We start from the raw sequence: 23036 nt of genomic DNA on the forward strand, positions 1-23036 counted from the left end.
GGCAGCGCGTTCGCGAGCAGCTGGCGGTCTGGGGCCTGGAGGACCTGGCGATGACCACCGAGCTTGCGGTCAGCGAGCTCCTCAGCAGCGTCATCCGCCATGGGAAGGCGCCTATGCGCCTGCGTCTGCTGCGCAGCCAGTCGTTGATCTGCGAGGTTTACGACGGCAGCCTCAGCACGCCACGCATCCGCAGAGCGGCGTTTACGATTAGGGAGGCCGTGGCCTGCACCTGGTGTCCGAGCTCTGTCGCCGCTGGTGTGCCCTCTACCTCGCGAATGGCAAGTGCATCTGGGCCGAGCAGAGCCTCTCCTCCTGGACCGCGCCTAGCGTCGGCGGTTACGGAGCATGGTCGTTGACCAGCGGTGTGTCCGTTCCGATTGACTCATCGCCCAGACCCGGCTCGGCGGCGGGCGGCTGCACCACGCGATGCGGTCCGTCGGGCAGTGCAAGCGCGCGGTCTTGTTGGGCAGGCCAACTACCCGGTAACGCTGCCGTGCGCCGGCGGTGCCTTGACCTTGACGCAGGTGTGTATGGACATGCATTACAAAATCGCTCGCAAGTTGAGCGGTCTCATCCCTCGCGGAGGTCCTTTCATCGCTGCGCGTGGCGCTGCTCGCCCTGCTGGCTGTCCGCCCGATGACCGGCTTCGACGTCATGCGGCAGTTCGACGCCTCGGTCGGATACCTCTGGCACGCGCCGCACACCCAGATCTACGGCGAACTGCGCAAGCTGGAGACCGCCGGGCTCGTCGAGGCCCGAGGAGGTGCCCCGGGGCGAGCACGGGCGGAAGCGCCGGTACAGCCTCACCGACGCCGGCCGCGACCAGCTGCGGGCCTGGATGAACGAGGTCGAGGAACCGCGACGCGAGCGCGATACCCAGCGGGCCGCTTACTTCGAGTGGGCGAGTCCCGGGCGGCCCGGGCCCAACTGGAGACGCACGCACGCTTCCACGAGGAGGGGCCGGCGTCGTACGACAAGCAGCGCGAGGACATCCCCAAGGGACCGTACTCAGCGGGCGTCGGATGTACTGCGCCGCTCGCTGAGCAGGGGCGCGTCGGTCCGTTCGGCGATCTGTGCCGACGTGATGCCGGGGGCGGCCTCGACGAGCACCAAGCCGTCCTGTGTGACGTCGAGAACACCGAGGTCGGTGATGATGCGATGAACGCAGCGCTCGCCGGTCAGGGGGAGCGTGCACTCCTTGAGGATCTTCGGGGTGCCGTCCTTGGCCGTGTGCTCCATGAGCACGATGACGCGGCGGGCGCCATGGACGAGGTCCATGGCGCCGCCCATGCCCTTGACCATCTTGCCGGGGATCATCCAGTTGGCCAGGTCGCCGTCCTGCGAGACCTGCATGGCGCCGAGTACGGCGGTGTCGATGTGGCCTCCGCGGATCATGCCGAACGACAGCGCCGAGTCGAAGAAGGAGGCGCCGCGCAGCACGGTGACCGTTTCCTTGCCCGCGTTGATGAGATCGGCGTCGACCTCGTCCTCGGTGGGGTAGGGGCCGGTGCCGAGGATACCGTTCTCGGAGTGCAGCACGACGTGCACGTCGTGGGGGAGGTGGCCGGGGATGAGGGTGGGCAGGCCGATGCCGAGGTTGACGTAGGAGCCGTCGGTGAGTTCGGCGGCTGCGCGCGCGGCCATCTGGTCGCGGGTCCAGCCCTGTTGGGTGTCGAGGGCGGTGGTCATGCGCGTACGGTCCTCTTCTCGATCTGCTTGTCCGCGGCTTCCTCGGGCGTCAGCGCCACGACACGCTGTACGAAGATCCCGGGAAGGTGGATCTCGTCGGGGTTCAACTCGCCTGGCCCGACGAGCTGTTCGACCTCGGCAATGGTGGTGCGGCCGGCCATGGCGGCGAGGGGATTGAAGTTGGCGGCGGCCTTGCGGAAGACGAGGTTGCCGTGGGAGTCGCCGCGCCAGGCTCGCACCAGGGCGAAGTCGGTGGTAATGCCGTGCTCCAGAACGTGCGGTCGCCCGTCGAAGTCTCGGGTCTCCTTCGCCGGGGAGGCCACGGCGACCGAGCCGTCGGGTGCGTAGCGCCAGGGCAGACCGCCATTGGCCACCTGGGTGCCTACGCCCGCCGGAGTGTAGAAGGCGGGGATGCCCGCACCCCCCGCGCGGAGACGTTCGGCGAGCGTGCCCTGCGGGACGAGCTCCACCTCCAGCTCACCGGCCATGTACTGACGGGCGAACTCCTTGTTCTCACCTACGTAACTGCCCGTCACTCGCGCGATGCGGCCGGCCGCGAGCAGTACGCCCAGACCGCGGCCGTCCACGCCGCAGTTGTTCGTCACCACGCTCAGCTGGGCGGCTCCCTCTTCGTACAGGGCTCGCACGAGGATCTCCGGCACACCACTGAGGCCGAAGCCGCCGACGGCCAGTGAGGCGCCGTCGGATATCCCGGCGACGGCCCCGGCGGCGCTGGCGCTGACTTTGTTCACTGAGGATCCTTTCTCTGCGGAGGACATGGGGAGCCCGCGAACTCAGCGCGTCCAGGAGTGCGCGGGCCGGGGACACGGCAAGGGAGTCAGAGCAGTTGACAGGGCCACCGTGTCCCCGGGGCTCAAGGGAGTCGGCTCCGCGCGTGCTACGAAGTGACGTCGATCAGTACGCGGCCGACAAGACCGCGCTCGAGGTCGGTGTGTGCCTCCCGGACCTGCGAGAGGGGGTAGTGGTGGACCGGGATGCCGTGAGCCTCGCCGATGTGGATGTGACCGTCCGCCAGGGCGGCCTGGATACCGCGCACCGCGGCGCGCTTGGCGTCGTCGGGCATGGTGTAGACCAAGATGAACTGGTAGCGCGCGTTGGCGGTCATCGTGGCCCGCACGGGGAGCGAGAGGGGCCCCTGACCGTCGTCCGCGTAGATCGCGACCACTCCGGACGGCTTGAGCACGGCGGCATCGAGATCCACGTTCGCCGCGGGAGCGACCTCCACCACCGCGTCGACCCCGTCGGGGGCCCACTTGCGGATGTCGGCGGCCGCGTCGGAACTCTGGCGGTAGTTCAGGACGTGGTGGGCTCCCGCGGCTTGCGCGAGTTGGGACTTGCGAGGACTGCTCACCGTAGTGATGACGGTCGCGCCGGCCCACCGGGCGAGCTGGATGGCTGCGTTGCCGACCGCCCCTGCCCCACCCGCGACGAGGATGAATCGCCCCGCCAGGGACCCCGGAGTCAGCTCTGCCGGCCCACCCTCGATCAGGGTGAGGGCTCGGTGTGCTGTCATGAACGGAATCCCGAGTGCGGCACCGGTGTCGAACTCGACGTTCTCCGGCAGCGGCGCGGTCTGGGCCGCGGGAATTGCGACGTACTCCGCCGCGGTGCCACCGAGGCGCCGATAGGCCGCTTCGTGAACCCATACCCGCGCGCCCACCAGGGACTTGTCGACGTCCACTCCCACTCGCTCCACCGTGCCGGCACCGTCATGATGCGGGATCTGGGGCTTTCCAGGGCCGATCGGCATGTGCAGCGCCCCGCGCCGTGACTTCCAGTCCGTGGGGTTGACCCCCGAGCGGACGATGCGGACCTCGACCTCATCCGGTGCGAGACCGTCCGGCCGTGGAACGACGAGATCCGCCAGGACATCGACGTCCCCTGTTGTTTCGTAACCTACGGCACGCACAGTGCATTCTCCTCGTCAGCGCACATTCTTCGATTACTTCACGCCGGTCGTGGCGAGCAGGACCTTGCCGATCGTGCGTCGGCTCTCCAGCGCGCGGTGCGCGTCCGCGGCTCGATCCATCGGGTAAACAGAGTCGATCGTCGGGGTGACGACGCCCTCGGCCATCCAGGAGAAGATCTCGGCGCTCCGCTCCGCGGCCTCGCCTCGTTGCGGCGTGAGGTAGTCGCCCAGCCGCGGGCGGACGAACGTGCAGGAACGCAACCGGTCCAGCGGGAGGGTCGGGACGGGCCCGCTCGCCCAGCCGAAGAGCACCAGTCGGCCGCAGGACTCCAGCGCCTCGATGCTCTGCGAGAGGGTCGCGGCCCCGACACCGTCGTAGACAGCGTTCAGACCGTGCCCATCCGTGAGCTCTGCAGCCGTCTTCGAGAAGTCGCCATAGGTCGTCACGGCATCGGCTCCCGCATCGAGAACCGCCTTCATCTTCTCTTCGGCGGATACCGTACCCAGAACCTTGGCCCCGCGATGTTTGGCAACCTGTGTCAGGAGCAGGCCGATGCCTCCGGCCGCCGCGTGGACGGCGATCCATTCGCCATCCCGTACGGGGCCGCAGTCGTTCGCGAGTACGTGGACGGTGAGGCCTTGCAGCAGCACAGCGGCCGCGTGCTCGAAGGAAACCGAGTCCGGAATCGGGAGAACAGCATCTGCAGGAAGGGTGATCCGTTCCGCGTACGAACCGGCGTCGCCGGTCCATGCCACCCGATCGCCGGGCGCCACGGAGGTGACGCCCGGCCCGACAGCGGAAACCACTCCGGACCCCTCGATCCCGGGGACGAAAGGCAGCGGCGCCTTGTACATCCCGTTCCGGAAGTAGACGTCACGGTAGTTGACACCGGCGAACCGGGCGTCGACCAGAACCTCACCGACACCGGGCTCCCGGACCTCGGCCTTGTCCCAGCGAAGGACCTCGGGGCCGCCGACCTCGTGAATAGTGACCGCGTGCATATCAATCCGCCCTACTGGTCCCTGAAGAGCTTCGCGGCCGGGACCTCGTGGTGCGGCGAGGCCGGCTTGAGCTTGTTGGAGATGGTTCCGATTCCCTCGATCGTCATCGTCACCACATCACCCGGCTTGAGCGGCGCCGGGTCCTGCTTTCCGGACCGTCCCCAGATCTCGAGGAGGCAACCGTTGGGAACCGTGCCGGCGGCGATGACGTCACCCGCCGAGACGTTCGCTCCGCGGGAGGCGTAGACGATCAGGTCGGCGAAGGACCAGGACATCTCGTGCGACGAGCTCTTGCCCACCGTCTGGCCGTTCACCTGCACCTCCATTCCGACCTCGATGGCGTCACCGACCCGGTACTGCTCCATCTCGTCGGCCGTGGTGACCCAGGGGCCGAGCGTGGCCGCTGCGTCCTTCCCCTTCGCGGGGCCGATGGTGGCCTGCAGCTCATGGAACTGCACATCGCGGGCCGACCAGTCGTTGAAAATGGTGTAGCCACCGATGGCGTCCCACGCCTCGGCGTGACTCAGGTTCTTTCCGCCCTTCCTGAGCACGACCGCGAGCTCCAGCTCGAAGTCCAGCAGTTCGCACTTCGGGGGAAACTCCACGTCGTCCTTGGCGCCCACCACCGAGAGACCGTTGCTGAAATAGAAGATCGGAATCTCGTACCAGACCGCCGGAATGGCGAGCTGCTCGGGCGTGGGGTTCGGTACATCACGGAGCAAGAACATCTTGCCGCCCGCGAAGTGCTTTTCAAAGGTCATGAAGTCGCGAAGGGATGGCGGGACGACCGGCGGGAGCAGCTGAACGTCCGCGAGTCGCAGGCGAGGGGCACGCGACCGTGCCGCCAGCTCCTGGCGCTCTTCGACGCTCAGCGCCAGCACGTCCAAGACGCTGACATCGGGCAAGGGAAGGAGTTCCTCCCCCAGGACCTGGCACGTGATTTCCTTCCCCGACGCGTCACGAACCGCTGCGATCTGCATTGCACTCTCCAATCTCGCCGGTCGAGCTTCCGGCCGTTTCCGATACGCATGATCTATTCATCGTCGTGCGGTGATGAACTGTCTAAGTGTGAAGAGGATTCAGGAGATTGGACTCCCACGTTTCCTCCTGTTTTCGGCGGGATTCAACCTCTGCACGCGCCTGAGGAATCACTTCGCGCGCCAGCAGTTCCTGGTCCTCGACCGGGGCGCAGCGACAACCAGGAACGTGAATCCGGCACCTCGATGATCTCCACCAGCCGCTGAACCACGGCGGGAATGCTGCCGAACGCCCGTTCCGGGGTGGGAGTCCGCTTCGGGTCGATGCGAACCGCGACGTTGCACGCGCAGGTGACCGAGTCGGGGTCCCGTCCGGCGGTGCGTGCAGCGGAACGCACGATCTCCCGATTGCCCAGCGCCCGCTCGAAGGTGACGGGTCCGAGGGTGGGAATCCATCCGTCGGCGAGTTCTCCGGTCAGCGCCAGTGCCTTCGGCCCGCAGGAACCCAGCCAGATCGGGGATGTGCCGGCGGTAGGCTGATCCTTGCTTCTGTGACTGTGAAGTCCTGGCCTCCGTACCACGTGGGTTCCCCTGACCACAAGCCGCGCATGATCTCGATGGCCTCCCGCTGTGCGGCCACCTTGCGCGCGTTCGAGCGCACGGTGAGGCTGAACGCGGCGAACTCCTGGTCGAAACCGTCGGCACCCAGGCCGAGGACAAGCCGCCCACCGGATACCTGGTCCAGCGTCCCGGCCATCTTGGCCAGGACAGGAGGCTCCCGGTATGGGAGGCCGAGCACGGTCGGGGCGAACTCGATCCGTTCGGTCTTCCCAGCGAGCCAGCTCAGCAGTGTCCTTGGTTCCGGCGTGGGCTGCTCGGTGTGCAGATGGTCCGTCATGGTGAAGAGGTCGTAGCCGAGTTCGTCCGTGCTCTGCACCAGATCGAGTACCTGCGTTGCGGACTTGCCATCCAGGATGCCTCCCGCAGCGAAGCCCACCCGCTGACAGGCAATCGCATTCGTACCGTCGCTTCCTTACGGCGGCATTTACACGTGCTCGGCACGCTCAGCCCCCTCGGCCACGACCCTGCCGGGCCTTCGCTCAGCGTGCCGAATTCCTCACGGATCTTGCTGTGTGCGGCACACCGGTCTGGTGGTCGCTGCTCACCGCGGTCACTTGCCGCCGGGCACCGGCGGATCCGTCGCACTGAACTTGGCCCAGACGTCGTCGTCGGACATCTCCATTTGCATGACGATGGCGTCCTCGTTGCCCGGCCAGTGCATCGTCGGCTTGGACGGGTCGGCGGCGGGTTGTGGAACGGGGCCCTGTGAGGCGTCGAAGGGCGTGGGGTCCAAGAGCTGTTCAAGCTCCTCCGGCGAAATGCCGCACTCCTTTACCACCTCGGGGTCCACCCACTCGTTGGGCTGGATGTCGCCACCAGTGGTGATTTCCAGGCTGGTGTGGTCCGGGCCGGCGAAGTAGATCGACTTCCACCAGCCGTGGTCTATGGGGCCGAGCACCTGGATGCCCCGACTGCGGATGCGGTCCCGGAGTGCCACCACCTCGTCGAGGCTGTCCACATCTACCGCGATGTGCTGGACCACGCCGGCTGCCGCGAAACCGACCGCGTTCCCCGAGTGGGTGACGCCGTACTGCACCGCGTCCGAATTATTCGGATCGTGCACGACGGAGATGTAGCTGTTCGGCGCCATCTCGATGAAGGCGTGGTACACGCCCTCGGTGTTGTGCATCCAGAAGAGTCCCTTGAGTGGCATGCCCAGTACGTCACACCAGAACTCCAGCTGGCCCTTCATGTCCCGCGTCGAGATGGCGATGTGGTTCACACCACGCGGATGCAGCGCTGTCATCTCCTTGGTCCCTTCTCGGAGAAGATCCACCCAGCGGCCCCGTTGCCGGAGGATGGGGTCTGACGCCACCGATACGCCGCAAGAAGTCGGCTCAGTGCTATCGTTTGCACAAGCTCACCCTGGCCGGGACCATATGTCAACACCTTGAGCATGATCGAGATTAGGGGAAGTCATACTTCATTGCCCAAGGTGCCGAAATATCCTTCGCGGACCTCGTCGAGTGGTTGACATCTCAGCGCGACGATGGTGCGCTATCGATAGCAAATGCTGGCGCCTGTGCGCTGAGCAGGTGAAACGGCTGGTCGCCACCTGGGAGGTGGTGGAGCAGTGTCCCTGACAATGGAGGGCGCATCGTGGAGCAGCACGGAACCGTCTGTGTGACGGTCGACAATCTAGGTAGCGCGTTGGACATCCTCGCCGGACGGGCTCACCGCCCTGATTCCGACGAGGCAGGGGTCAGGACCGGCTTGCCGAGGCTGCTGGAACTCTTCGACGCGCTCAAGATCAGGGCCACGTTCTTCGTCGAGGGCTGGAACGCCCTCCATCATCCTGAGGCCCTGCAGGCGATCGCGGATGCCGGTCACGAAGTGGGGTTGCACGGTTGGATGCACGAGGAGTGGGCGAAGCTCAGCGAGCACGACCAGGAGCGCCTGCTTTTCGACGGCACCGCCGCACTCCGGCTGATCGGCATCGAGCCGCAGGGCTTCCGCGCTCCGGGCGGCTACCGCGGTACCCGGACCGCCGCAGTTCTGGCGGACCTTGGTTACCGCTACGACAGTAGTGTCACCCCGGAGTCGGTTAACCTGCCGCCGAAGGTGCACCGGCTCGACGATCACCTGGTCTGCGTTCCGTGGCAGTGGGAGGGCAACGACTGCTGGCAATACGCCAAGAATCCGGCGGGCAACCAGACGGAGGACCAGGCCCGAAAGACCTGGCTGGACATGATCCACGACGCGGCCGGCAACGGCGGCCTGGTCACGCTGACCATGCATCCGTTCATGTCCGGGTTCTATGACGCGAAGTTCGAGGTCTACAGCGAGATCCTGCACACGGCACTCGATCACGAAGCGCTCACCGTCACGACCGCCGGCGCGCTGGTGGACAGTTTCCTGGAGGAGGAGACGGCCGGCCTGCGCGCCCCGTGAACGCGATGGAGACGGTCCGGGGAGCGAGGCGCCACCGGGTGGGGCGGACGAGAAGGCTATCGTTGGCATATGCGATCGGGGAAGCGTGTTACCACGCGAGACATTGCCGAGCAGTTGAACCTGTCTGTATCGACCGTGGGCCGCGCCCTTGCTCAGGACTCGCGTATCAGTGTCGAGACGCGTCACCGCGTCGAGCAGAAGGCGGCCGAGCTCGGCTACGTCGGGAACCAGGCCGCGCGGATGATGCGGGGCGCCTCCAGCAAAGTGATCGGTCTGATGGTCCCGGATGTGGGCAACGTGTTCTACAGCACGGCGGCACACGCGCTGGCACAGTGCATGAGCAAGCAGGGGTACCAGGTGATGCTCTGCGAAACCAGCGACGACCGTGACAACGAGCTCGCCCAGGTGAAGGGCATGATCGCCGGGCAGGTCGCGGGCGTGATCGTCGTACCGACCCCGAATCCCCGCAGCGAGTCGATCCGCCTGCTCCGTCAGGTCCCGCATGTGCAGTTCCTGCGCACGCACCCGGAGCTGGCCAAGCAGTCCTTCGGCATTGACGACCGAGGAGTGCTGAGCGAGGCGACGCGGCACCTTCGCGACCTCGGGCACACCCGGATCGCCTACTTGGGTGGCCTCCCTGGGCTGTCCACGGGGCACCAGCGCTTCGCCGGCTATCTGGACGTGGTCGGTGACGATCACGATCCCGACCTGGTCGCCCACATACCGCCCGGCGCCAGCGACTCCGCACGCGATGCGCTGGCGAGGCTGCTGGACAGTCCCAACCCCCCGTCCGCCGTGGTCACCGCGTCGGTCCGCGTCACGGAGGGCGTGCTGGAAGAACTCGACGCACGCCGCGTCGCGGTGCCCCGCGAGTTGTCGGTGGTCGGCTTCGGCGACCAACCGGGCTTCGGCTGGTGGGGGCCGGGTCTGACGACCATGGCGCTCCCCGTGCACGAGGTCGCCACGGCCTGCTCCATGTGGCTGCTGCAGCGGTTGGGCGACAGCGGCAGGTCGGCGCCCTTCAGCTCGAACACAGGCGGATATCTACGCACGAGGGGAAGCACCGCGGTTCCGGCTCAACGCCGCTGACAACGGTCCTCCCCGGTTCCACAGACAAGGAGCAGTGACATGGACCGACGAGGGGTGGTTCTCCTCACCGACCGCGCGTGGCCGGACGACGAGATCGAACGCCGCATCATCGAGGAAGCCGGGTTCGATCTCGTCGTGGGCCCGGCCGATCCCGCGCCGAAGGAGACGATCGAGGACCTGGTCAAAACCCACGACCCGGTGGCGATCATGACCTGCTGGGCACAGGTGTCGTCCACGGCCATCCAGACGCCGTCACGGCTGGGCGTCGTCGCCCGGATGGGCGTCGGACTCGACAACATCGACGTGGCGGCCGCGACCGAGCGCGGCACACTCGTCACCAACGTGCCCGACTACTGCGTCGAGGAAGTCTCCGACCACGCCCTGGGCCTCATCCTGGACTGGACGCGCGGAATCGCCCGCTACGACCGCGATGTCCGCGCGGGACGGTGGGACCCGGCCGGCGCCCGGTTGCAGCGGCTGCGCTCGAAGACCATCGGCATCGTCGGCTACGGCCGTATCGGCCGGGCGACGGCCCGTAAGTGCGCGGCGCTCGGCTGTCGGGTCATCGTCCATGACCCAGTCGTCGATCCCTCGGCGGACGTGGAGTTCGTCTCCTGGCCCGAGCTGCTCGGCGTGGCCGATGCGGTGGTCCTGCACGTCCCTCTCACGCCGGCCACCCGGCACCTGGTCGGAGCGCCGGAGCTCGCCGCGATGCGCGACGGGGCCCTGCTGGTCAATGTGAGCCGGGGCGGCCTGGTGGACACCGCGGCGCTGGTAGTGGCGCTGGACGCCGGCCGCATCGCCGGTGCGGCGCTCGACGTGCTCGAAGAGGAGCCGACCGTGGATCCGGCGCTCTTGGCCCACCCCAACGCGGTGATCACCCCGCATGTCGCGTTCTCCTCGGACGAGTCCGTGGAGGAGCTGCGGACCAAGGCCGCGCAGGAGGTCGTACGCGTGCTGCGCGGACAGCAACCGCACTACCCCTGCAACACGCCCACCGTCCGCCCGGCCACCGAGGAGCGCGTCCGATGACGCGAATAGCCCGAGTTCACGCCCGCCAGATCCTGGACTCCCGTGGCCGGCCCACGGTCGAGGTCGACGTCGGGACCGAGGACGGCCTCCTGGGGCGCGCGGCCGTGCCGTCCGGGGCGTCGACGGGCAGCAACGAGGCCTGGGAACTGCGCGACGGTACGGGTGAATACGCCGGGCTCGGCGTGCGCACCGCGGTCGGCCATGTCAACGGTGAGATCGCGCGTGCCGTACTCGGGCAGGACGTGACCGAGCAGGCCGCGCTCGACAAACTGCTGATCGCACTGGACGGAACGGCAAATTTAGGACGGCTGGGCGCCAACGCCATCCTCGGAGTCTCGCTGGCGGCGTGCCGAGCCGCCGCACAAAGCCAAGGAACGCCGCTGTACCGGTGGGTGGCCGAGCTCGCGGGCACGACACCTGACCTCCCCATGCCCATGGTCAACATCCTGAGCGGCGGAGAGCATGCGCGGCGCGGCATGGATGTCCAGGACTTCCTGGCCGTACCGGCCTCCGCCACCTCGCTGGACGAGGCCATCGAGATGGTGAGCCGGGTCCGCTCGTCCGCCGCCGATGCCCTGACCGCCCGGGGACTGCCCACCCTGCTCGCCGACGAGGGCGGGCTGAGCCCGGGCCTGGAGACGGGCCGGGCCGCGCTGGAGCTGATGGTCGAGGCCATCGAACGCGCCGGGCTCACTCCCGGGCAGGACGTCGTGATCGCGATCGATGTCGCCGCGCACTCGCTGTGGGACGCCGAGAAGGAGAGCTACCACCTGGTGAGGGAAGGCAGATACGCCGACAGGGCGGAGATGGTCGAGATGGCCGTCGGCTGGGCGGAGGACTTTCCGGTCGCGTCGATCGAGGACGCCCTCGACGAGGAGGACTGGCGTGGCTGGAAGCTGCTGACCGGATGGGTCGGGGATCGGCTCAACCTCATCGGGGACGATCTCTTCACCACAAACCTGGAACGGTTGAAGCAGGGCGTCCGGCTCGGCGCGGCCAACGGCATTCTGGTCAAGCTCAACCAGAACGGCACTGTGAGCGGCACCCTCGACGTCATCGCGGCGGCACGCAACGCGGGTTATGTGCCCGTGGTCTCGGCCCGCTCGGGCGAAACCGAGGACTTCTTCATCAGTGACCTCGCGGTGGGCACCGGTGTCGGTCAGATCAAGATCGGGTCGGTCCGGACCTCGGACCGGCTGGCAAAGTACAACCAGCTGGTCCGCATCGCCGAAGACCCCGGACTCAAGTTCGCCGGTATGGCCGGCTACCCCCGTCACAGCTCGGGTGCGGTCGGAGAACGGCAGACCTGACGCCGCCGCTGCAGCCGTCCTCGCGGTCCGCCGGGACCTGCCGGCGGACAGGCGTTGACGGTCGAGAGGGCAGCCCAGAGGCGCTCGACGAGGCTGCAGCGGAGCAGATCGCTGAAGGCACGACACAAACGGCCGACCCGCCAACGCTCCAAGAAACGCGTTGACGGGTCGGCCCTTCTTCTTGCCCGACGGCTCCGGCCTCAGGGGCGCGGCACGAACTTCGTGACCATCTCACCGATCCCGTCGATCTCGCTGCGCACTTCGTCCCCGGGTGAGAGGAACCGCGGCGGCTTCCGGCCGATACCCACACCTGACGGAGTCCCGGTGAAGATCAGGTCTCCGGGCAACAAGGTGACCACGTTGGACAGGTACTCGATCAGGAAGGGAATGGGGAACACGAAGTCATCGGTCCGCCCGTCCTGCACCAGTTCGCCGTTCACCCAGCAGCGCAGGCCGAGATCGTGCGGATCTCCCACTTCGTCCATCGTGGCCAGAACCGGGCCGATGGGCGAGAACCCCTTGAACGACTTGCCCAGACCGTGCTGCGGGTTGTCCTGCGGGCGGATCTGGACGTCTCGGTCGCTGACATCCTGACCGACGGTGAAGCCGGCCACCGCGTCCCACGCGTCGGCTGCTGCGATGTGGTGACCGCCCTTACCGATCACCACGACCAGCTCGACCTCCCAGTCGACCTTGGGGCCGGTGATTTCAACCTCCGCCCCCGGCCCTGTGACCGAGCTCGGGAACTTGGTGAACACCATCGGCACATCCGGAACGCCCCAGCCCAGTTCCTCCGCGTGCGAACGGTAATTGAGGCCCAGGACGAAGACCTGCGGCGGTGCCGGGCTCGGCGCGTAGAGCTCATCCGGATCGAGTGTGCTGGTGAACGCCTCGTCCCGCTGGGCCGACGCCCACTTCGTGACGTCGGCCCAGCGGGCGTAGGCCTCGGTGGGATCTGCCGGCAATTGGCCCCCGCTTGCCTTACCGACGTCCAAGGTGCTGGTGCCCCGGACCACGTGGAGCCGACCTGCGAGGTTGGCGAACTTCATGAGGGTCTCCTCTGCGACCGCCTGGAATTAGGGAGGGCCCGACACTCGCTGTCGACAGCGGAACATGCGGGGCTTGGCCTCCCAATGCCAACGATAGCATTAGCTAGCGTGATCGGGCTGTGGACATCCAAGGGAACAACCGCCCCGGGTTGGTCACCGCCGGCGTCTCACCGAGCAGTCGGCTCTCCCGGCCCAAGCGGGGGTTCACGGAGCACCGGACGGGCATGCCCATGGCTAGTCGGCACCCGCACAGGATGCCGCAGTCGCACCGGGCGATGTCGTTCGACCGGCCGTCGCGGACCTTGTTGGCGTACTCGGGTCGGCCAGCAACTGACGGGCGAACATCATGGCGTCGGCATGCCCTTCCGCGAAGACCCACCCCGGGGCGCCTTCGAGTGGCTGGCGGCGCCCGCCTTTGCTGTTCTTGGCCACGGCTGCACGCAGTCCGTCGTAGGTCAGCTCGCGCTGGAGTTCGTCGGCGGCGGCGAGGGTCTGCACCATGAACTTCACGGTGGACAGCAGCTCCCCGGTGTGCGCGGGTGGCGTGGGGCGGCCGAGGACGGGTAGGGCACGCCACCCGGCTGCGGCTGATGAGCCTCAACCAGCAGGTCGCCGAGCTCGACGAGAAGAACATCGAGGCACGGTTTCGCGACCACCACGCCTTCGACGTGATCACCAGCATGCCCGGCCTGGGCATCATCCTCGGCGCCGAGTTCCTGGCCGCCACCGGCGGCGACATGACGGCCTTCGGCACCGCCGACCGCCTCGCCGGCTTCGGAGGCGTCGCCCCGGTGCCCCGCGACTCCGGGAAGACCAGCGGCAACCTACGGCGCCCGCAGCGATACACTTGCCGCCTTCAACGCGTCTTCTGCACCTCGGCGTTGTTCAGCATCCGACACTGCGATGAGTCGTGTCGGTTCTACGACCGCAAACACTCCGAGGGCAAGCGCCACACCCAGGCCGCCCTCGCTTTCGCCCGCCGCCGCGTCAACGTCCTCTCTGGGCACTCCTACGCGACGGACGGAGCTACGAACTGATGCCATCCACTGCTCACACCACTTGACAGACCGCATTAGGAATCACTGGGTGATGAGCCCGGGCCGCGGGGGTCAGCGACGGAAGGAAAAGGCAGACCAGCCGGTGAACGCCGCCTCGCTGCCAAGCGCCTCCTCGATGCGAAGGACTTCGTTCCACTTCGCCATGCGTTCGGAGCGGGTGAACGACCCCACCTTCAGCTGGCCGGCGTCCCAGCCCACACTGAGGTGGGCAATGGTGACGTCCTCGCTCTCCCCGGAACGCGCCGACACGATCGTGCTGAACCCGGCCTCCTTGCCGGCACTGAGCGCCGCCAGCGCATCGGTGATGGTGCCCGCTTGGTTCGGCTTGACCAGGACGGCGTTCGCTGTCCCGTCAGCCGCCGCCGTCTCGACCCGGTAGGCGTTGGTGACGAGGAAGTCGTCGCCGATCACCTGGCAGCGGTCGCCGTAGCGCTGGGTGAACTCGCGCATGCCGTCGGGGTCGTCCTCACCGACGGGGTCCTCGACGGAGAGGATCGGGTACTGCTCGATCCATGTGCCGAGCAGGTCGATCAACTCGTCGGTACCCATGCTCCGGTCGTCCAGCGCCAACCGGTAGTGGCCGGCCGTGCCGAACTGCGAGGCCGCGATGTCCAGCGAGATGCCGACCTGAGTGGAAGGCCGGAATCCCGCAGCCTCGATGGCCAGGGTCAGCGCCTCCAGCGCTTCCTCGTTGGAGGCGAAGTCCGGCCAGAAGCCGCCCTCGTCGGCGACACCGCCGCTCTTGCCCGCCTTGCGCATCAGACTGCCCGTGGCCCGGTGGATCTCCGCTGTCCAGTCCAGGGCCTCGGAGAAGCTGGTCGCCGCCGGGCATACGACCATGAAGTCCTGTACGTCGACTCGGCGGTCCGCGTGCGCCCCGCCGCCGAAGATTTGGATCTCGGGCAGCGGGATCCGCACCGGTGCGCCGCCCGACAGGTGCAGCCACAGTGGGTTTCCCGAGGCTGCCGCCGCCGCGTGGAGCACGGCCATGGATGTCGCCACGATCGCGTTGCCGCCGAGTCGGCCGAGGTCGTCGGTCCCGTCGAGTTTCACCAACAGCCGGTCCACGGACTGCTGATCGGCCGCGTCCTGACCCTGGAGTGCCGAGGCGATCTCCCCGTTGACCGAACCGACCGCCCGACGGACGTCCAGCCCGCCGTACCCTCTGCCGCCGTCCCGCAGGTCCACCGCCTCACCGCGGCCTGTCGAGGCCCCGGCCGGCGCGATGGCCCGGCCTACCGCCCCTCCGGCGAGGTGCACCTCGGCCTCGACGGTCGGCCTGCCCCGTGAGTCCCACACCCTGCGGCCGTACAGCCGAGCTATCCGCGAGTCTGTCATGGCGGTGCAACCTTTCGGAGTATGGATGATCACCGTGCTGTCCGTGCCGCCTGGAGAGCGCGTCTGCGGTGGCTGGCCGGTGCCGTCGAGGAGCATCCGGCGATCGGCTATGTCCAGGGCGTCCCGGCCGGGGTTCGGAAGTGGGGGAGCGTCAATGAGGGACACACACTCATTGTCTATGCTAACGATAGCCTAAGGTTGGACACGTGCGACCGACTTCGTCAAGGGGCCGTGCGGCACCGGCAGGAAGCTCTCGGGAAACCCCAGGAGTAGGTGCCTTTGGAGGGAAGTGCGTGCTATCGTTTGCATTGTGCGGTTCCGGTCGACCCCGATGGACCCACGCCCCTGGAAAGACGGACAGCACAGGGCACGGCGTGGGTCCATCGGCCGGAGGGCTACCCGACAGGACTCACCCGATGCACCAGGAAGTGCCAGCTTCTTGCGGCCGGGCGGCACGGGTGCTGTTCGTGGCTCAGCTTTTGCCCTGACCGGCCAGGCCCCCGGGTCGCCGATCGCACCAACTCTGTGAGGACGACTGCCATGACACCACCGAGCCCGCACCGTGCTCCTCACCGACTACGCCTGGCCCGACGACACCGTGGAACGATCGGTCCTCGAGAGCGCGGGCCTCATCCTCGTGAGCGGCCCCGCCGAGCCGACGAGCGCCGAGGCCGTTGCGGAACTCGTGGAGGAACACCGGCCCGCAGGGATTCTTACGTGCTGGGCCCCGGTCTCCGCCACCGCGCTGTCGGCCTCTCCGAACCTCAGGATCGTGGCCAGACTCGGCGTGGACCCGGACGACATCGCCCTGGGACCGAGCCCCGCAGCACGACGTCTCCGAGCTGTGCCGCCGGCTGCCGGTCCGGCCGGGGCGCGAGCCGACCTCCGGCCCACCGGGCGACAGAAAGGACAGGCCCGTCATGAGTGCCGCGCCCGAACCCGCGCTGACCGATTTCCTGCTGGCCCAAGAGCTGGCAGCGCCCGACGAGACCGCGCTGTGGACGCCCCTGGCCGGCGGTGTCTCCTCCGATCTGTGGCGCGTGGACCTGCCCGGCCGTTCCTTGTGCGTCAAACGTGCCCTGGCGAAACTCAAGGTCGCGGCGGACTGGCAGGCCCCCGTGTCACGCAACGCCACCGAGTGGGCTTGGATGCGGTTCGCGGTACGGCACCGGCCCGACAGCGTGCCGCGCCTTCTGGCGCACGATCCCGAGGCCGGACTCTTCGCCATGGATTATCTGCCACCGCGGGACTACTCCGTGTGGAAGGCCCAGTTGCTGGCGGGCGACGTACGCCGGGAGACGGCGATGGCCGTCGGAGAGGTACTCGGCACACTGCATGCCGCGAGCGCCGGCGACGACACGCTGGCCGAACTGTTCGCGACCGACACGAACTTCCACGCCCTGCGCATCGAGCCGTACTTGCTCGCCACGGCCGCGGCACACCCTGGTCTCAGCGAGGTGTTCCAGAGCCTTGCCGACCGCACGGCTGCCACGCATCTGGCCCTGGTCCATGGCGATGTCAGCCCCAAGAACATCCTTGTAGGCCCCTCTGGCCCGGTGCTGCTCGACGCCGAGTGCGCCTGGTACGGCGATCCCGCATTCGATCTGGCGTTCTGTGTCAGCCATCTGCTCCTGAAGAGCCTGCTGTTGTCCGAACGCCGTGACGCTCTCCTGCAGTCGGGCGGCGACCTGTGCGCGCAGTACCTCCGGCATGTCGGCTGGGAGCCGCAGGCCGCCCTCCAGGAGCGGGTCGCGGCACTGCTGCCCGCGCTGCTCCTGGCGCGCGTGGACGGCAAGTCCCCGGTGGAGTACCTGACGGAGGAGAGTCAGAAGGCGTTCGTTCGCAAGGTGGCGGCCGCCCTGTTGCGTGCCCCCGGTCGCACGGTGGAAGAGGTGCTGGAGCACTGGCGGTGGGCCTTGGAACAGCACGTCGCCCAGGGACCCGCACAACGGGCGTAGACGAGCTGACGAGCTCCGCCACTTGCGGCAGCTCAGGAGTCGCTCGGCCCGGAAAGCGGCCCGGCCGTCGTCGGGAGCGCGTCGGGGGCCCCAGTTCGTCCGTGAACCGGGCTCCCCGGAGGTCTCAAGGAGCCCCGCCGGTGCCACATATTCAATCCCGGTGTTCAGCCTGGCCCTCCGCCAGAACTGAGCTGACCCCGGATTCGTGGAGTCCCTGAAGCCAGGCTTATGGTCCTGGCCCGAAGGAAAACCACGAGCAGTGCCAGCACCACGCAAATACCCGGACGAGCTCTGCGAGCGGGCCGTCCGCGAAGTCCGCACCACCGGCCGCCCGATCGCGCATGTCGCCAAGGACCTGGGCATCCACTGCGCGGCTGGGGTCCGCCGGGCCGAGGCAGACGCCGGGGAACGCGACGACCGGCTGACCACCGCGGAACACGAGGAGTTGAAGCAACTTCGCCAAGAAGTAGCGGAGTTGAGGCGGGCGAACGAGATCCTCAAAGCGGCGAGTGCGCTTTTTGCCCAGGAGCTCGACCGTCCCCGGACGAGGCCGACCAAGTGATCGACAGCCTGAAGGAAGACGACTTCGGGGTCGGGCCCGTATGCCGGGTGCTCGGCTGGTCCGAGTCCGCCTACTACGCCCGCAAGAAGCGGCCGAAGTCCGCGCGCCGGCTCCGTGACGAGCAGCTCATGCCACTGATCCAGCAGGTTCACGCGGAGTCGGGCGGCACCTATGGGGCCCGGCGGATCACCCGCGCGCTGCGGCGCAAGGGCGTCGTCGTGGCCCGCTGCACCGTCGAGCGGCTGATGGACGAGCTAGGCCTGGAGGACGTGATCCGCGGGCAGCGGCGGCGGACCACCGTGGCGGAGCCGTCGGCGCCCCGCCCGCCGGACCTGGTCGACCGCGACTTCACCGCTTCGCGGCCGGATCAGCTGTGGGTGGCGGATATGAACGTATGTGCGTACCTGGTCTGGGTCGGCGTACGTGGCGTTCGTCCTGGACGTGTACTCGCGGATGATCGTCGGCTGGCAGGTCGCGAACCACAAGCGGACCGAACTGCCGTTGGACGCCCTGCGGCCATGACACGCCGACCGCCAACGACGCCTCCACCGTCGTGACCCCCGTGGCGATCAGCCGCCAGAACTGGCGCTGCACGACTCGAGACGGATCAGGCCGCCCCGGCGAACGCATCGCCGGCCGCAACGCATGATCAGCGCGCCACTGCCGACGCCGACCCTCCGGAACATCGCTGGTCTTCAAACTCCAGTCCGCCGTGGCCACGTCGCACACCTCCGAGATCAAAGTGTTGCGACGACCAGTTGAATTCACCCTGCGAGCCGTGATCGGTGTGCATCACCGCTCCGGCAAGGCTGCCGCGGGTCCGCTCCGCGGCACCGAGGGCGTCGACGACGAGCTCGGTGCGCATGTGGTCGGCGATCGCCCAGCCCGCCAGGCGGCGCGAACACAGATCGATGACAGTCGCGAGATAGCAGAATCTCCCGCTGCCGACGTTCAAGTACGTGATGTCGCCGACGTACTTCGTGTTCACCGCGGTCGCGGTGAAGTCGCGGCCGATCAGGTCCGGCGCCTTCGGCGCGGCCGCGTCCGCGATGGTGGTGCGGTGCCGGCGCCGCAGGCGTACTCCTTCGATTCCGATGGTCCGCATGATCCTCGCGACACGCTTGTGGTTGACTACCTGCCCGCCCTCGTCACGTAGCTCGGCGGTGACCCTCGGGGAACCGTAGGTACCGTCAGATTCCTTGTGGACCTTGCGTATCCGGGCCGCCAGGCGGTCGTCGGCGGCCTGACGGGCCGCACGGGCCGGGGCGGTGCGGCGCCAGTAGTAGAAGCTCGAGCGGGCGATGCCCAGGATGTCGCAGAGCCGCTTGACGCCGAACCGGCGCTGGTGATCTTCAACGAACTGGCAGCGGTTCACCAGCGCGTCTCCCCTGCGAAATACCGGGCCGCCTTACGGAGAATGTCCCGCTCCTCCTCCAGCTCGCGGATCCTCTTGCGTGCGGCGGCCAGCTCCGCCTGAACCGCGTCACCGCCAGCCTGCGGCGCCGCCGCAGGCGCGGAGTGCGCACCAAGCCGGCGTCCGTCGGCGGCCCGAATCCAGTTCCGCAGCGTCTCGGTGTTCACGCCCAGATCAGCAGCAACCGACTTGATCGTCGCTCCCGGACGGGACCGGTACAACGCGACCGCGTCCACTTTGAACTCGGCGGGGTAGTGCTTCATCCCCACAGGGACTCCGTTCTCCTGGACCATCAAGATCCAAGTCTCTCCGGTGTCCAAGATCCGGGGTCAGGGCCCCGGCTCCACTCCGCCCTCGACTACGTACCGCCCGCCGAGTACGAACGCGACTGGTGGCGACAACAGGAAGCCACCCCGCAGTCCGCCTGAAACAAGATCACCGGACCCTACGAGACTCGGGGCAGCTCAGCGAGGGCGTGGCCGTGGACTGGTACTACCTGTAAACCCAGCTTTGCCCGCAGGAATCGGTGGACTGGCGCGTCGGGCGTCGAGCCACCGGCGCCAGGCCCACGGCCTGGCGCCGTCCTGGCGCCCGGCGTGAAAACCATCCTCACCGAGGACCACCAGGACGTCGCGAAGGTCATGGAACAGATGGTGGCCGCTGCTGTGGGCCAGGCCCTGGATACGCGTCCCACACCCGGTGCACCTCTGGTGCGCACACCACGGTCGTCGGCGCGCATGGGGCGCGCGGCAGTCGTCGTAGTGCGACAGATCTTCGTGCCAGCGGCGACCAGCGTCTGCTCGACGACGTCCAGAGCGTGTGCGGTCGACGGGGCAGCTCCGGTCCTCGGCCCCACACCGCAACGCGGAGCTGCTCAGCAGTCAATGGTGACCTCGGGCCCGGCGATGCGGGACACGCAGGCGCAGAGCTCGCGGCCCTCGGCCCGTTGTCGCGAGGACAGGAACACGTCACGGTGGTCGACGGGCCCGTCGGCCTTCAGGATCCGGACGCGGCACAGTCCGCATTCGCCGCGCAGGCAGTCGTACATGATTTCGACACCCGCCTCCTGCAGCGCGTCCAGCATGCTGGTGCCGACCGGGACTTCGACCGTCACGCCGTGGCGTGGCACGGTGACCCGGTACGAACAGGCTGGGTGGTTGCCGCTCGTTCCGAACGTCTCGAACCGGAGGTCTGCAGAGGGCCGCGCGTCCTGCTGCCAGGCCTGGCGGACGTCCCTCAGCAGACCCATCGGCCCGCAGACGTAGAGCACACCGCCCTGTGGAACGTCAGCCACCACGTCGGCGGGGGTCAGGCGTCCTCCGTGTGCGGATTCGGCCAGGGTCACGAGGCCGGGGTGAGCGGACTCCAGCTCCGCCGTGAACGCCATGCGGTCACGGGAGGGGCCCGCGTAGCGGATCCGGTAGTCGCAGCCCCGGGCACGCAGGGCTCTGGCGAGTCCGAGGACGGGGGTGATGCCGATCCCCGCAGCGAGCAGCATGCTGGGGGCCGGTCCCGGGGTGAGCGGGAACTCGTCGATGGGGTCGGTGACTTCGAGTTCGTCGCCCGGTTTCAGCGAGTGCATCCACACGGATCCGCCCCGGCCGTCCCGCTGTCGGCGCACGGCGATCCGCAGCAAGCCGTCGTCGTGCCCCAGATCCACGAGGGAGTACGACCGGGTGTCGCTGCCACCCGTGAGGCGCACGGTGACGTCCAGATGGCTGCCGGGAGGTGGTGCGGGTGCTGGGTCCGGCAGGCGCAGGGTGATCATGGCGACGTCCGGCGCCACTTCGTCGCAGGCGTCGACGGTCGACAGCCGCTTCGTGCTGCCGCTCATGCCGACCGCCGTGTCATCGCGGCTGCGGACGCGAGCGCGGAGGGATGGGTGCGTTCGCGGCCCTGCTCGGCGGCGACCTGGGCGTCGATGATGCGCCGCGTCCACATGCCGCCGATGTCGATGTTGAGGTTGTAGAACTCGTGGTCGGGGTTGGCCTCGATGGCCCGCTGCTGGGCGTTCAGCATGTCGGAGTCCTGGCCGAAGACGCGGGAGACGTTCTGCCTCAGGAGATTGGTGAGCCCTTGGTCGCCGAGGTGGTAGTTGCGGGTGAACGCCCAGAAGTAGTGGCAGGCGCCGGGGCCGGCCGGTGTGACGGTGTTGAGCACATGTCCGTTGACGCCCGCGCTTCGGTCCCCGTCCGGCGCTCCCGTGCCCACGGGTGCCACGCCCACGTCGATGGTGACCGTGGAGGGTGCGGTGAAGCGGATGATCTGCCAGCGGTCGACGGGGCCGCGGTACTCCGGCGCCTTCCGTTTCAGCTGCATGGCCAGGAACGGGGGCGCCTCGATGCCGTGCATCCATCGAGTGAGGGTGACCGAGTTCTCGTCGTGTGCCACGTCCGGTTCGGCATCGGACAGTTCATCGTTGGCGAGGCTGTCGGCGTGCAGGAACTGCTCGTGCGTCAGGTCCATGAGGTTGTCCAGCACGAGACGGTAGTCGCAGTCGAGTTCGATGCGTTCGCCGTCGCCGGCCCACTCGGCGTCGTCGTTCCAGTGCAGGTCGGGGACGAGCGCCGGGTCGGCCTGGCTGGGGTCGCCGGGCCAGATCCAGATGTGGCGGTGCCGTTCGACGACAGGGTAGGCGGTCACGGCCGCCGAGGGGTTGAGGGTTTCCTGGGCCGGCATCCGGGTGCAGCGTCCGGTGGGGCCGTAGGTCAGGCCATGGTAGCCGCACACCACGTCGTCGCCGTCGAGACGGCCCATGGACAGCGGGACGAGCCGGTGCCAGCAGGCGTCGGCCAGGGCGACGGGCGTTCCCTCTCCCGTGCGGTAAAGGACGACGGGGCGTTCGCAGATGGTGCGCGGGAGCAGTGTCCGGCCGACTTCGGTGTCCCAGGCCGCCGCGTACCAGGCGTTCAGGGGATACATGCGCGACTTCCCTTCCTGAGGTGGCGGACCAGCCGGGGTCACTGAGGCACTCCGGGCCGTTCGGAGCCGGCGAGCCAGGCGGCGCCCTCCGCGTAGAGGCGGTCGACGGCCTCGCCGACCAGGCCCGGCAGGCCGGGCTTCACCGTGAATCCGGCCTTCGTCTGCACGTACCCGAGGTGCCGGTAGCCGAGGGGAAACCGGGCGAGCAGTTCGGCGTCGAGTTTGAGGGAGACGGCGGGGTCGACGACGTCGAGGCGGTCCTTCTCATACATGGGCTGCCTGCGGACGACGGTCCATTCGTCGTCGTCGCGGGACAGGAAGTCGTAGAACCGGCCGGTGCACACCACATCCACCACCACGCCGTCGACTTGGGCGCGCTGACTGATCGTCATCTTTGTCTGCGCGATGGCACGCTCCCCCGCCACATCCGAGGTGTGGCCACCCAGGAAGTGCAGGATGCTGACGCCGTTGTCGAAACCCTCCCTACTCGCGGCTATGAAGTCCGCGGCCGGGCCCTGGAACCATGTGGCGCTCATCCAGCCGTCCGGATGCCAGACGGTGGCAAACCGTTCCCAGTCGCCAGAGTCCCGCCACAGTGCCCAGTTCTCCACCAGCTGCCTGATTTCTGCCTGATCCGCATTCGTCTTCATCGAGATCTCCGTCTCTGGCCGCCGGCAGCGAGCGCCGTGCGCCT

At 68.0% G+C, this 23036-nt stretch carries 20 protein-coding genes and 3 pseudogenes; 8 read left to right on the plus strand and 15 right to left on the minus strand.

The genetic code is table 11. The features are described from left to right. Nucleotides 1-1008 precede the first annotated feature (1008 nt). The 7 genes and pseudogenes from BFN33_RS38390 to BFN33_RS38420 all read right to left on the minus strand — a co-directional run bounded on the left by BFN33_RS38390 (nucleotide 1009) and on the right by BFN33_RS38420 (nucleotide 7465). The gene (locus BFN33_RS38390; RefSeq protein WP_069764827.1) at nucleotides 1009-1689 is read right to left on the minus strand and encodes a CoA transferase subunit B; all 681 of its coding nucleotides are present in this window, start codon (nucleotides 1687-1689) and stop codon (nucleotides 1009-1011) included. Beyond that, nucleotides 1686-2441 (minus strand): CoA transferase subunit A, encoded by a 756-nt coding sequence (locus tag BFN33_RS38395; RefSeq protein ID WP_069764828.1) that lies wholly within the window; start codon nucleotides 2439-2441, stop codon nucleotides 1686-1688. Before BFN33_RS38395 ends, BFN33_RS38390 begins: the two co-directional genes overlap by 4 nt. A gap of 146 nt (nucleotides 2442-2587) precedes the next feature. Beyond that, nucleotides 2588-3619, minus strand: coding sequence for an NADPH:quinone reductase (locus BFN33_RS38400; protein WP_069764829.1), 1032 nt, complete (start codon nucleotides 3617-3619; stop codon nucleotides 2588-2590). 33 nt (nucleotides 3620-3652) lie between these two features. Continuing rightward, entirely contained in the window at nucleotides 3653-4621 is a 969-nt protein-coding gene (locus BFN33_RS38405; protein ID WP_069764830.1) for a quinone oxidoreductase, read from the minus strand. Between the two features lie 11 nt (nucleotides 4622-4632). Then, nucleotides 4633-5526, minus strand: a complete 894-nt coding sequence (locus tag BFN33_RS38410) for a fumarylacetoacetate hydrolase family protein (protein WP_256122980.1) — start codon at nucleotides 5524-5526, stop codon at nucleotides 4633-4635. 218 nt (nucleotides 5527-5744) lie between these two features. Beyond that, nucleotides 5745-6595, minus strand: a pseudogene (locus tag BFN33_RS55660) (LLM class flavin-dependent oxidoreductase). Nucleotides 6596-6769: 174 nt separating this feature from the next. Further along, nucleotides 6770-7465 (minus strand): VOC family protein, encoded by a 696-nt coding sequence (locus tag BFN33_RS38420; protein WP_069764833.1) that lies wholly within the window; start codon nucleotides 7463-7465, stop codon nucleotides 6770-6772. A 377-nt stretch (nucleotides 7466-7842) separates the two neighbouring features. On the opposite strand from BFN33_RS38420, the gene BFN33_RS38425 reads away from it, so the two are divergent. The 4 genes from BFN33_RS38425 to eno (BFN33_RS38440) all read left to right on the plus strand — a co-directional run bounded on the left by BFN33_RS38425 (nucleotide 7843) and on the right by eno (BFN33_RS38440) (nucleotide 12041). Continuing rightward, nucleotides 7843-8610 carry a polysaccharide deacetylase family protein gene (locus BFN33_RS38425; protein ID WP_176742563.1) on the plus strand — a complete coding sequence of 256 codons (768 nt, stop codon included), beginning with the start codon at nucleotides 7843-7845 and terminating at the stop codon, nucleotides 8608-8610. Between the two features lie 69 nt (nucleotides 8611-8679). Then, nucleotides 8680-9699, plus strand: a complete 1020-nt coding sequence (locus BFN33_RS38430; RefSeq protein ID WP_069764835.1) for a LacI family DNA-binding transcriptional regulator — start codon at nucleotides 8680-8682, stop codon at nucleotides 9697-9699. A gap of 39 nt (nucleotides 9700-9738) precedes the next feature. Then, nucleotides 9739-10731 carry a C-terminal binding protein gene (locus BFN33_RS38435; RefSeq protein WP_069764836.1) on the plus strand — a complete coding sequence of 331 codons (993 nt, stop codon included), beginning with the start codon at nucleotides 9739-9741 and terminating at the stop codon, nucleotides 10729-10731. Next, the gene (gene eno, locus BFN33_RS38440; protein ID WP_069764837.1) at nucleotides 10728-12041 is read left to right on the plus strand and encodes a phosphopyruvate hydratase; all 1314 of its coding nucleotides are present in this window, start codon (nucleotides 10728-10730) and stop codon (nucleotides 12039-12041) included. Before BFN33_RS38435 ends, eno (BFN33_RS38440) begins: the two co-directional genes overlap by 4 nt. A gap of 200 nt (nucleotides 12042-12241) precedes the next feature. Here the strand turns inward: eno (BFN33_RS38440) and BFN33_RS38445 are convergent, their stop codons facing one another. Both BFN33_RS38445 and BFN33_RS50615 read right to left on the minus strand, forming a co-directional pair. Then, entirely contained in the window at nucleotides 12242-13090 is an 849-nt protein-coding gene (locus tag BFN33_RS38445; protein WP_069764838.1) for a fumarylacetoacetate hydrolase family protein, read from the minus strand. Nucleotides 13091-13483: 393 nt separating this feature from the next. Next, nucleotides 13484-13635: pseudogene (locus tag BFN33_RS50615) on the minus strand (recombinase family protein); the annotation flags it as partial. Between the two features lie 42 nt (nucleotides 13636-13677). Between BFN33_RS50615 and BFN33_RS38455 the strand changes: the two are divergent. Beyond that, nucleotides 13678-14153: pseudogene (locus tag BFN33_RS38455) on the plus strand (transposase); the annotation flags it as partial. Nucleotides 14154-14199: 46 nt separating this feature from the next. On the opposite strand, the gene eno (BFN33_RS38460) reads toward BFN33_RS38455, so the two are convergent. Next, nucleotides 14200-15486 carry a phosphopyruvate hydratase gene (gene eno / locus BFN33_RS38460; protein ID WP_069764840.1) on the minus strand — a complete coding sequence of 429 codons (1287 nt, stop codon included), beginning with the start codon at nucleotides 15484-15486 and terminating at the stop codon, nucleotides 14200-14202. Nucleotides 15487-16406: 920 nt separating this feature from the next. Here eno (BFN33_RS38460) and BFN33_RS38470 point away from each other — a divergent pair. From BFN33_RS38470 to BFN33_RS52290, 3 genes are all read left to right on the plus strand, one after another. Further along, the gene (locus BFN33_RS38470; protein ID WP_069764842.1) at nucleotides 16407-17444 is read left to right on the plus strand and encodes a phosphotransferase family protein; all 1038 of its coding nucleotides are present in this window, start codon (nucleotides 16407-16409) and stop codon (nucleotides 17442-17444) included. A 259-nt stretch (nucleotides 17445-17703) separates the two neighbouring features. Next, nucleotides 17704-18006 carry a transposase gene (locus tag BFN33_RS52285; RefSeq protein ID WP_069764843.1) on the plus strand — a complete coding sequence of 101 codons (303 nt, stop codon included), beginning with the start codon at nucleotides 17704-17706 and terminating at the stop codon, nucleotides 18004-18006. Next, the gene (locus BFN33_RS52290; RefSeq protein ID WP_107488015.1) at nucleotides 18003-18563 is read left to right on the plus strand and encodes an IS3 family transposase; all 561 of its coding nucleotides are present in this window, start codon (nucleotides 18003-18005) and stop codon (nucleotides 18561-18563) included. The genes BFN33_RS52285 and BFN33_RS52290 overlap by 4 nt, the downstream gene beginning before the upstream one ends. Before the next feature lie 92 nt (nucleotides 18564-18655). Here the strand turns inward: BFN33_RS52290 and BFN33_RS38485 are convergent, their stop codons facing one another. From BFN33_RS38485 to BFN33_RS38505, 5 genes are all read right to left on the minus strand, one after another. Then, a complete protein-coding gene (locus tag BFN33_RS38485) occupies nucleotides 18656-19381 on the minus strand; it encodes an IS3 family transposase (RefSeq protein ID WP_079141239.1) in 726 nt (241 codons plus the stop codon). After that, nucleotides 19378-19683, minus strand: coding sequence for a transposase (locus tag BFN33_RS38490; protein WP_079141251.1), 306 nt, complete (start codon nucleotides 19681-19683; stop codon nucleotides 19378-19380). The genes BFN33_RS38485 and BFN33_RS38490 overlap by 4 nt, the downstream gene beginning before the upstream one ends. Nucleotides 19684-20294: 611 nt before the next feature. Then, a complete protein-coding gene (locus BFN33_RS38495) occupies nucleotides 20295-21254 on the minus strand; it encodes a PDR/VanB family oxidoreductase (protein ID WP_069764844.1) in 960 nt (319 codons plus the stop codon). Continuing rightward, entirely contained in the window at nucleotides 21251-22342 is a 1092-nt protein-coding gene (locus BFN33_RS38500) for an aromatic ring-hydroxylating dioxygenase subunit alpha (RefSeq protein ID WP_069764845.1), read from the minus strand. The genes BFN33_RS38495 and BFN33_RS38500 overlap by 4 nt, the downstream gene beginning before the upstream one ends. 38 nt (nucleotides 22343-22380) lie before the next feature. Then, nucleotides 22381-22992: a nuclear transport factor 2 family protein gene (locus BFN33_RS38505; RefSeq protein ID WP_069764846.1), complete on the minus strand. Its 612-nt coding sequence runs from the start codon at nucleotides 22990-22992 to the stop codon at nucleotides 22381-22383. Nucleotides 22993-23036 lie beyond the last annotated feature (44 nt).

Origin of the sequence: Streptomyces sp. LUP47B (assembly GCF_001746295.1) — a bacterium.
In the GTDB taxonomy this organism is placed as follows: Bacteria; Actinomycetota; Actinomycetes; order Streptomycetales; family Streptomycetaceae; genus Streptomyces.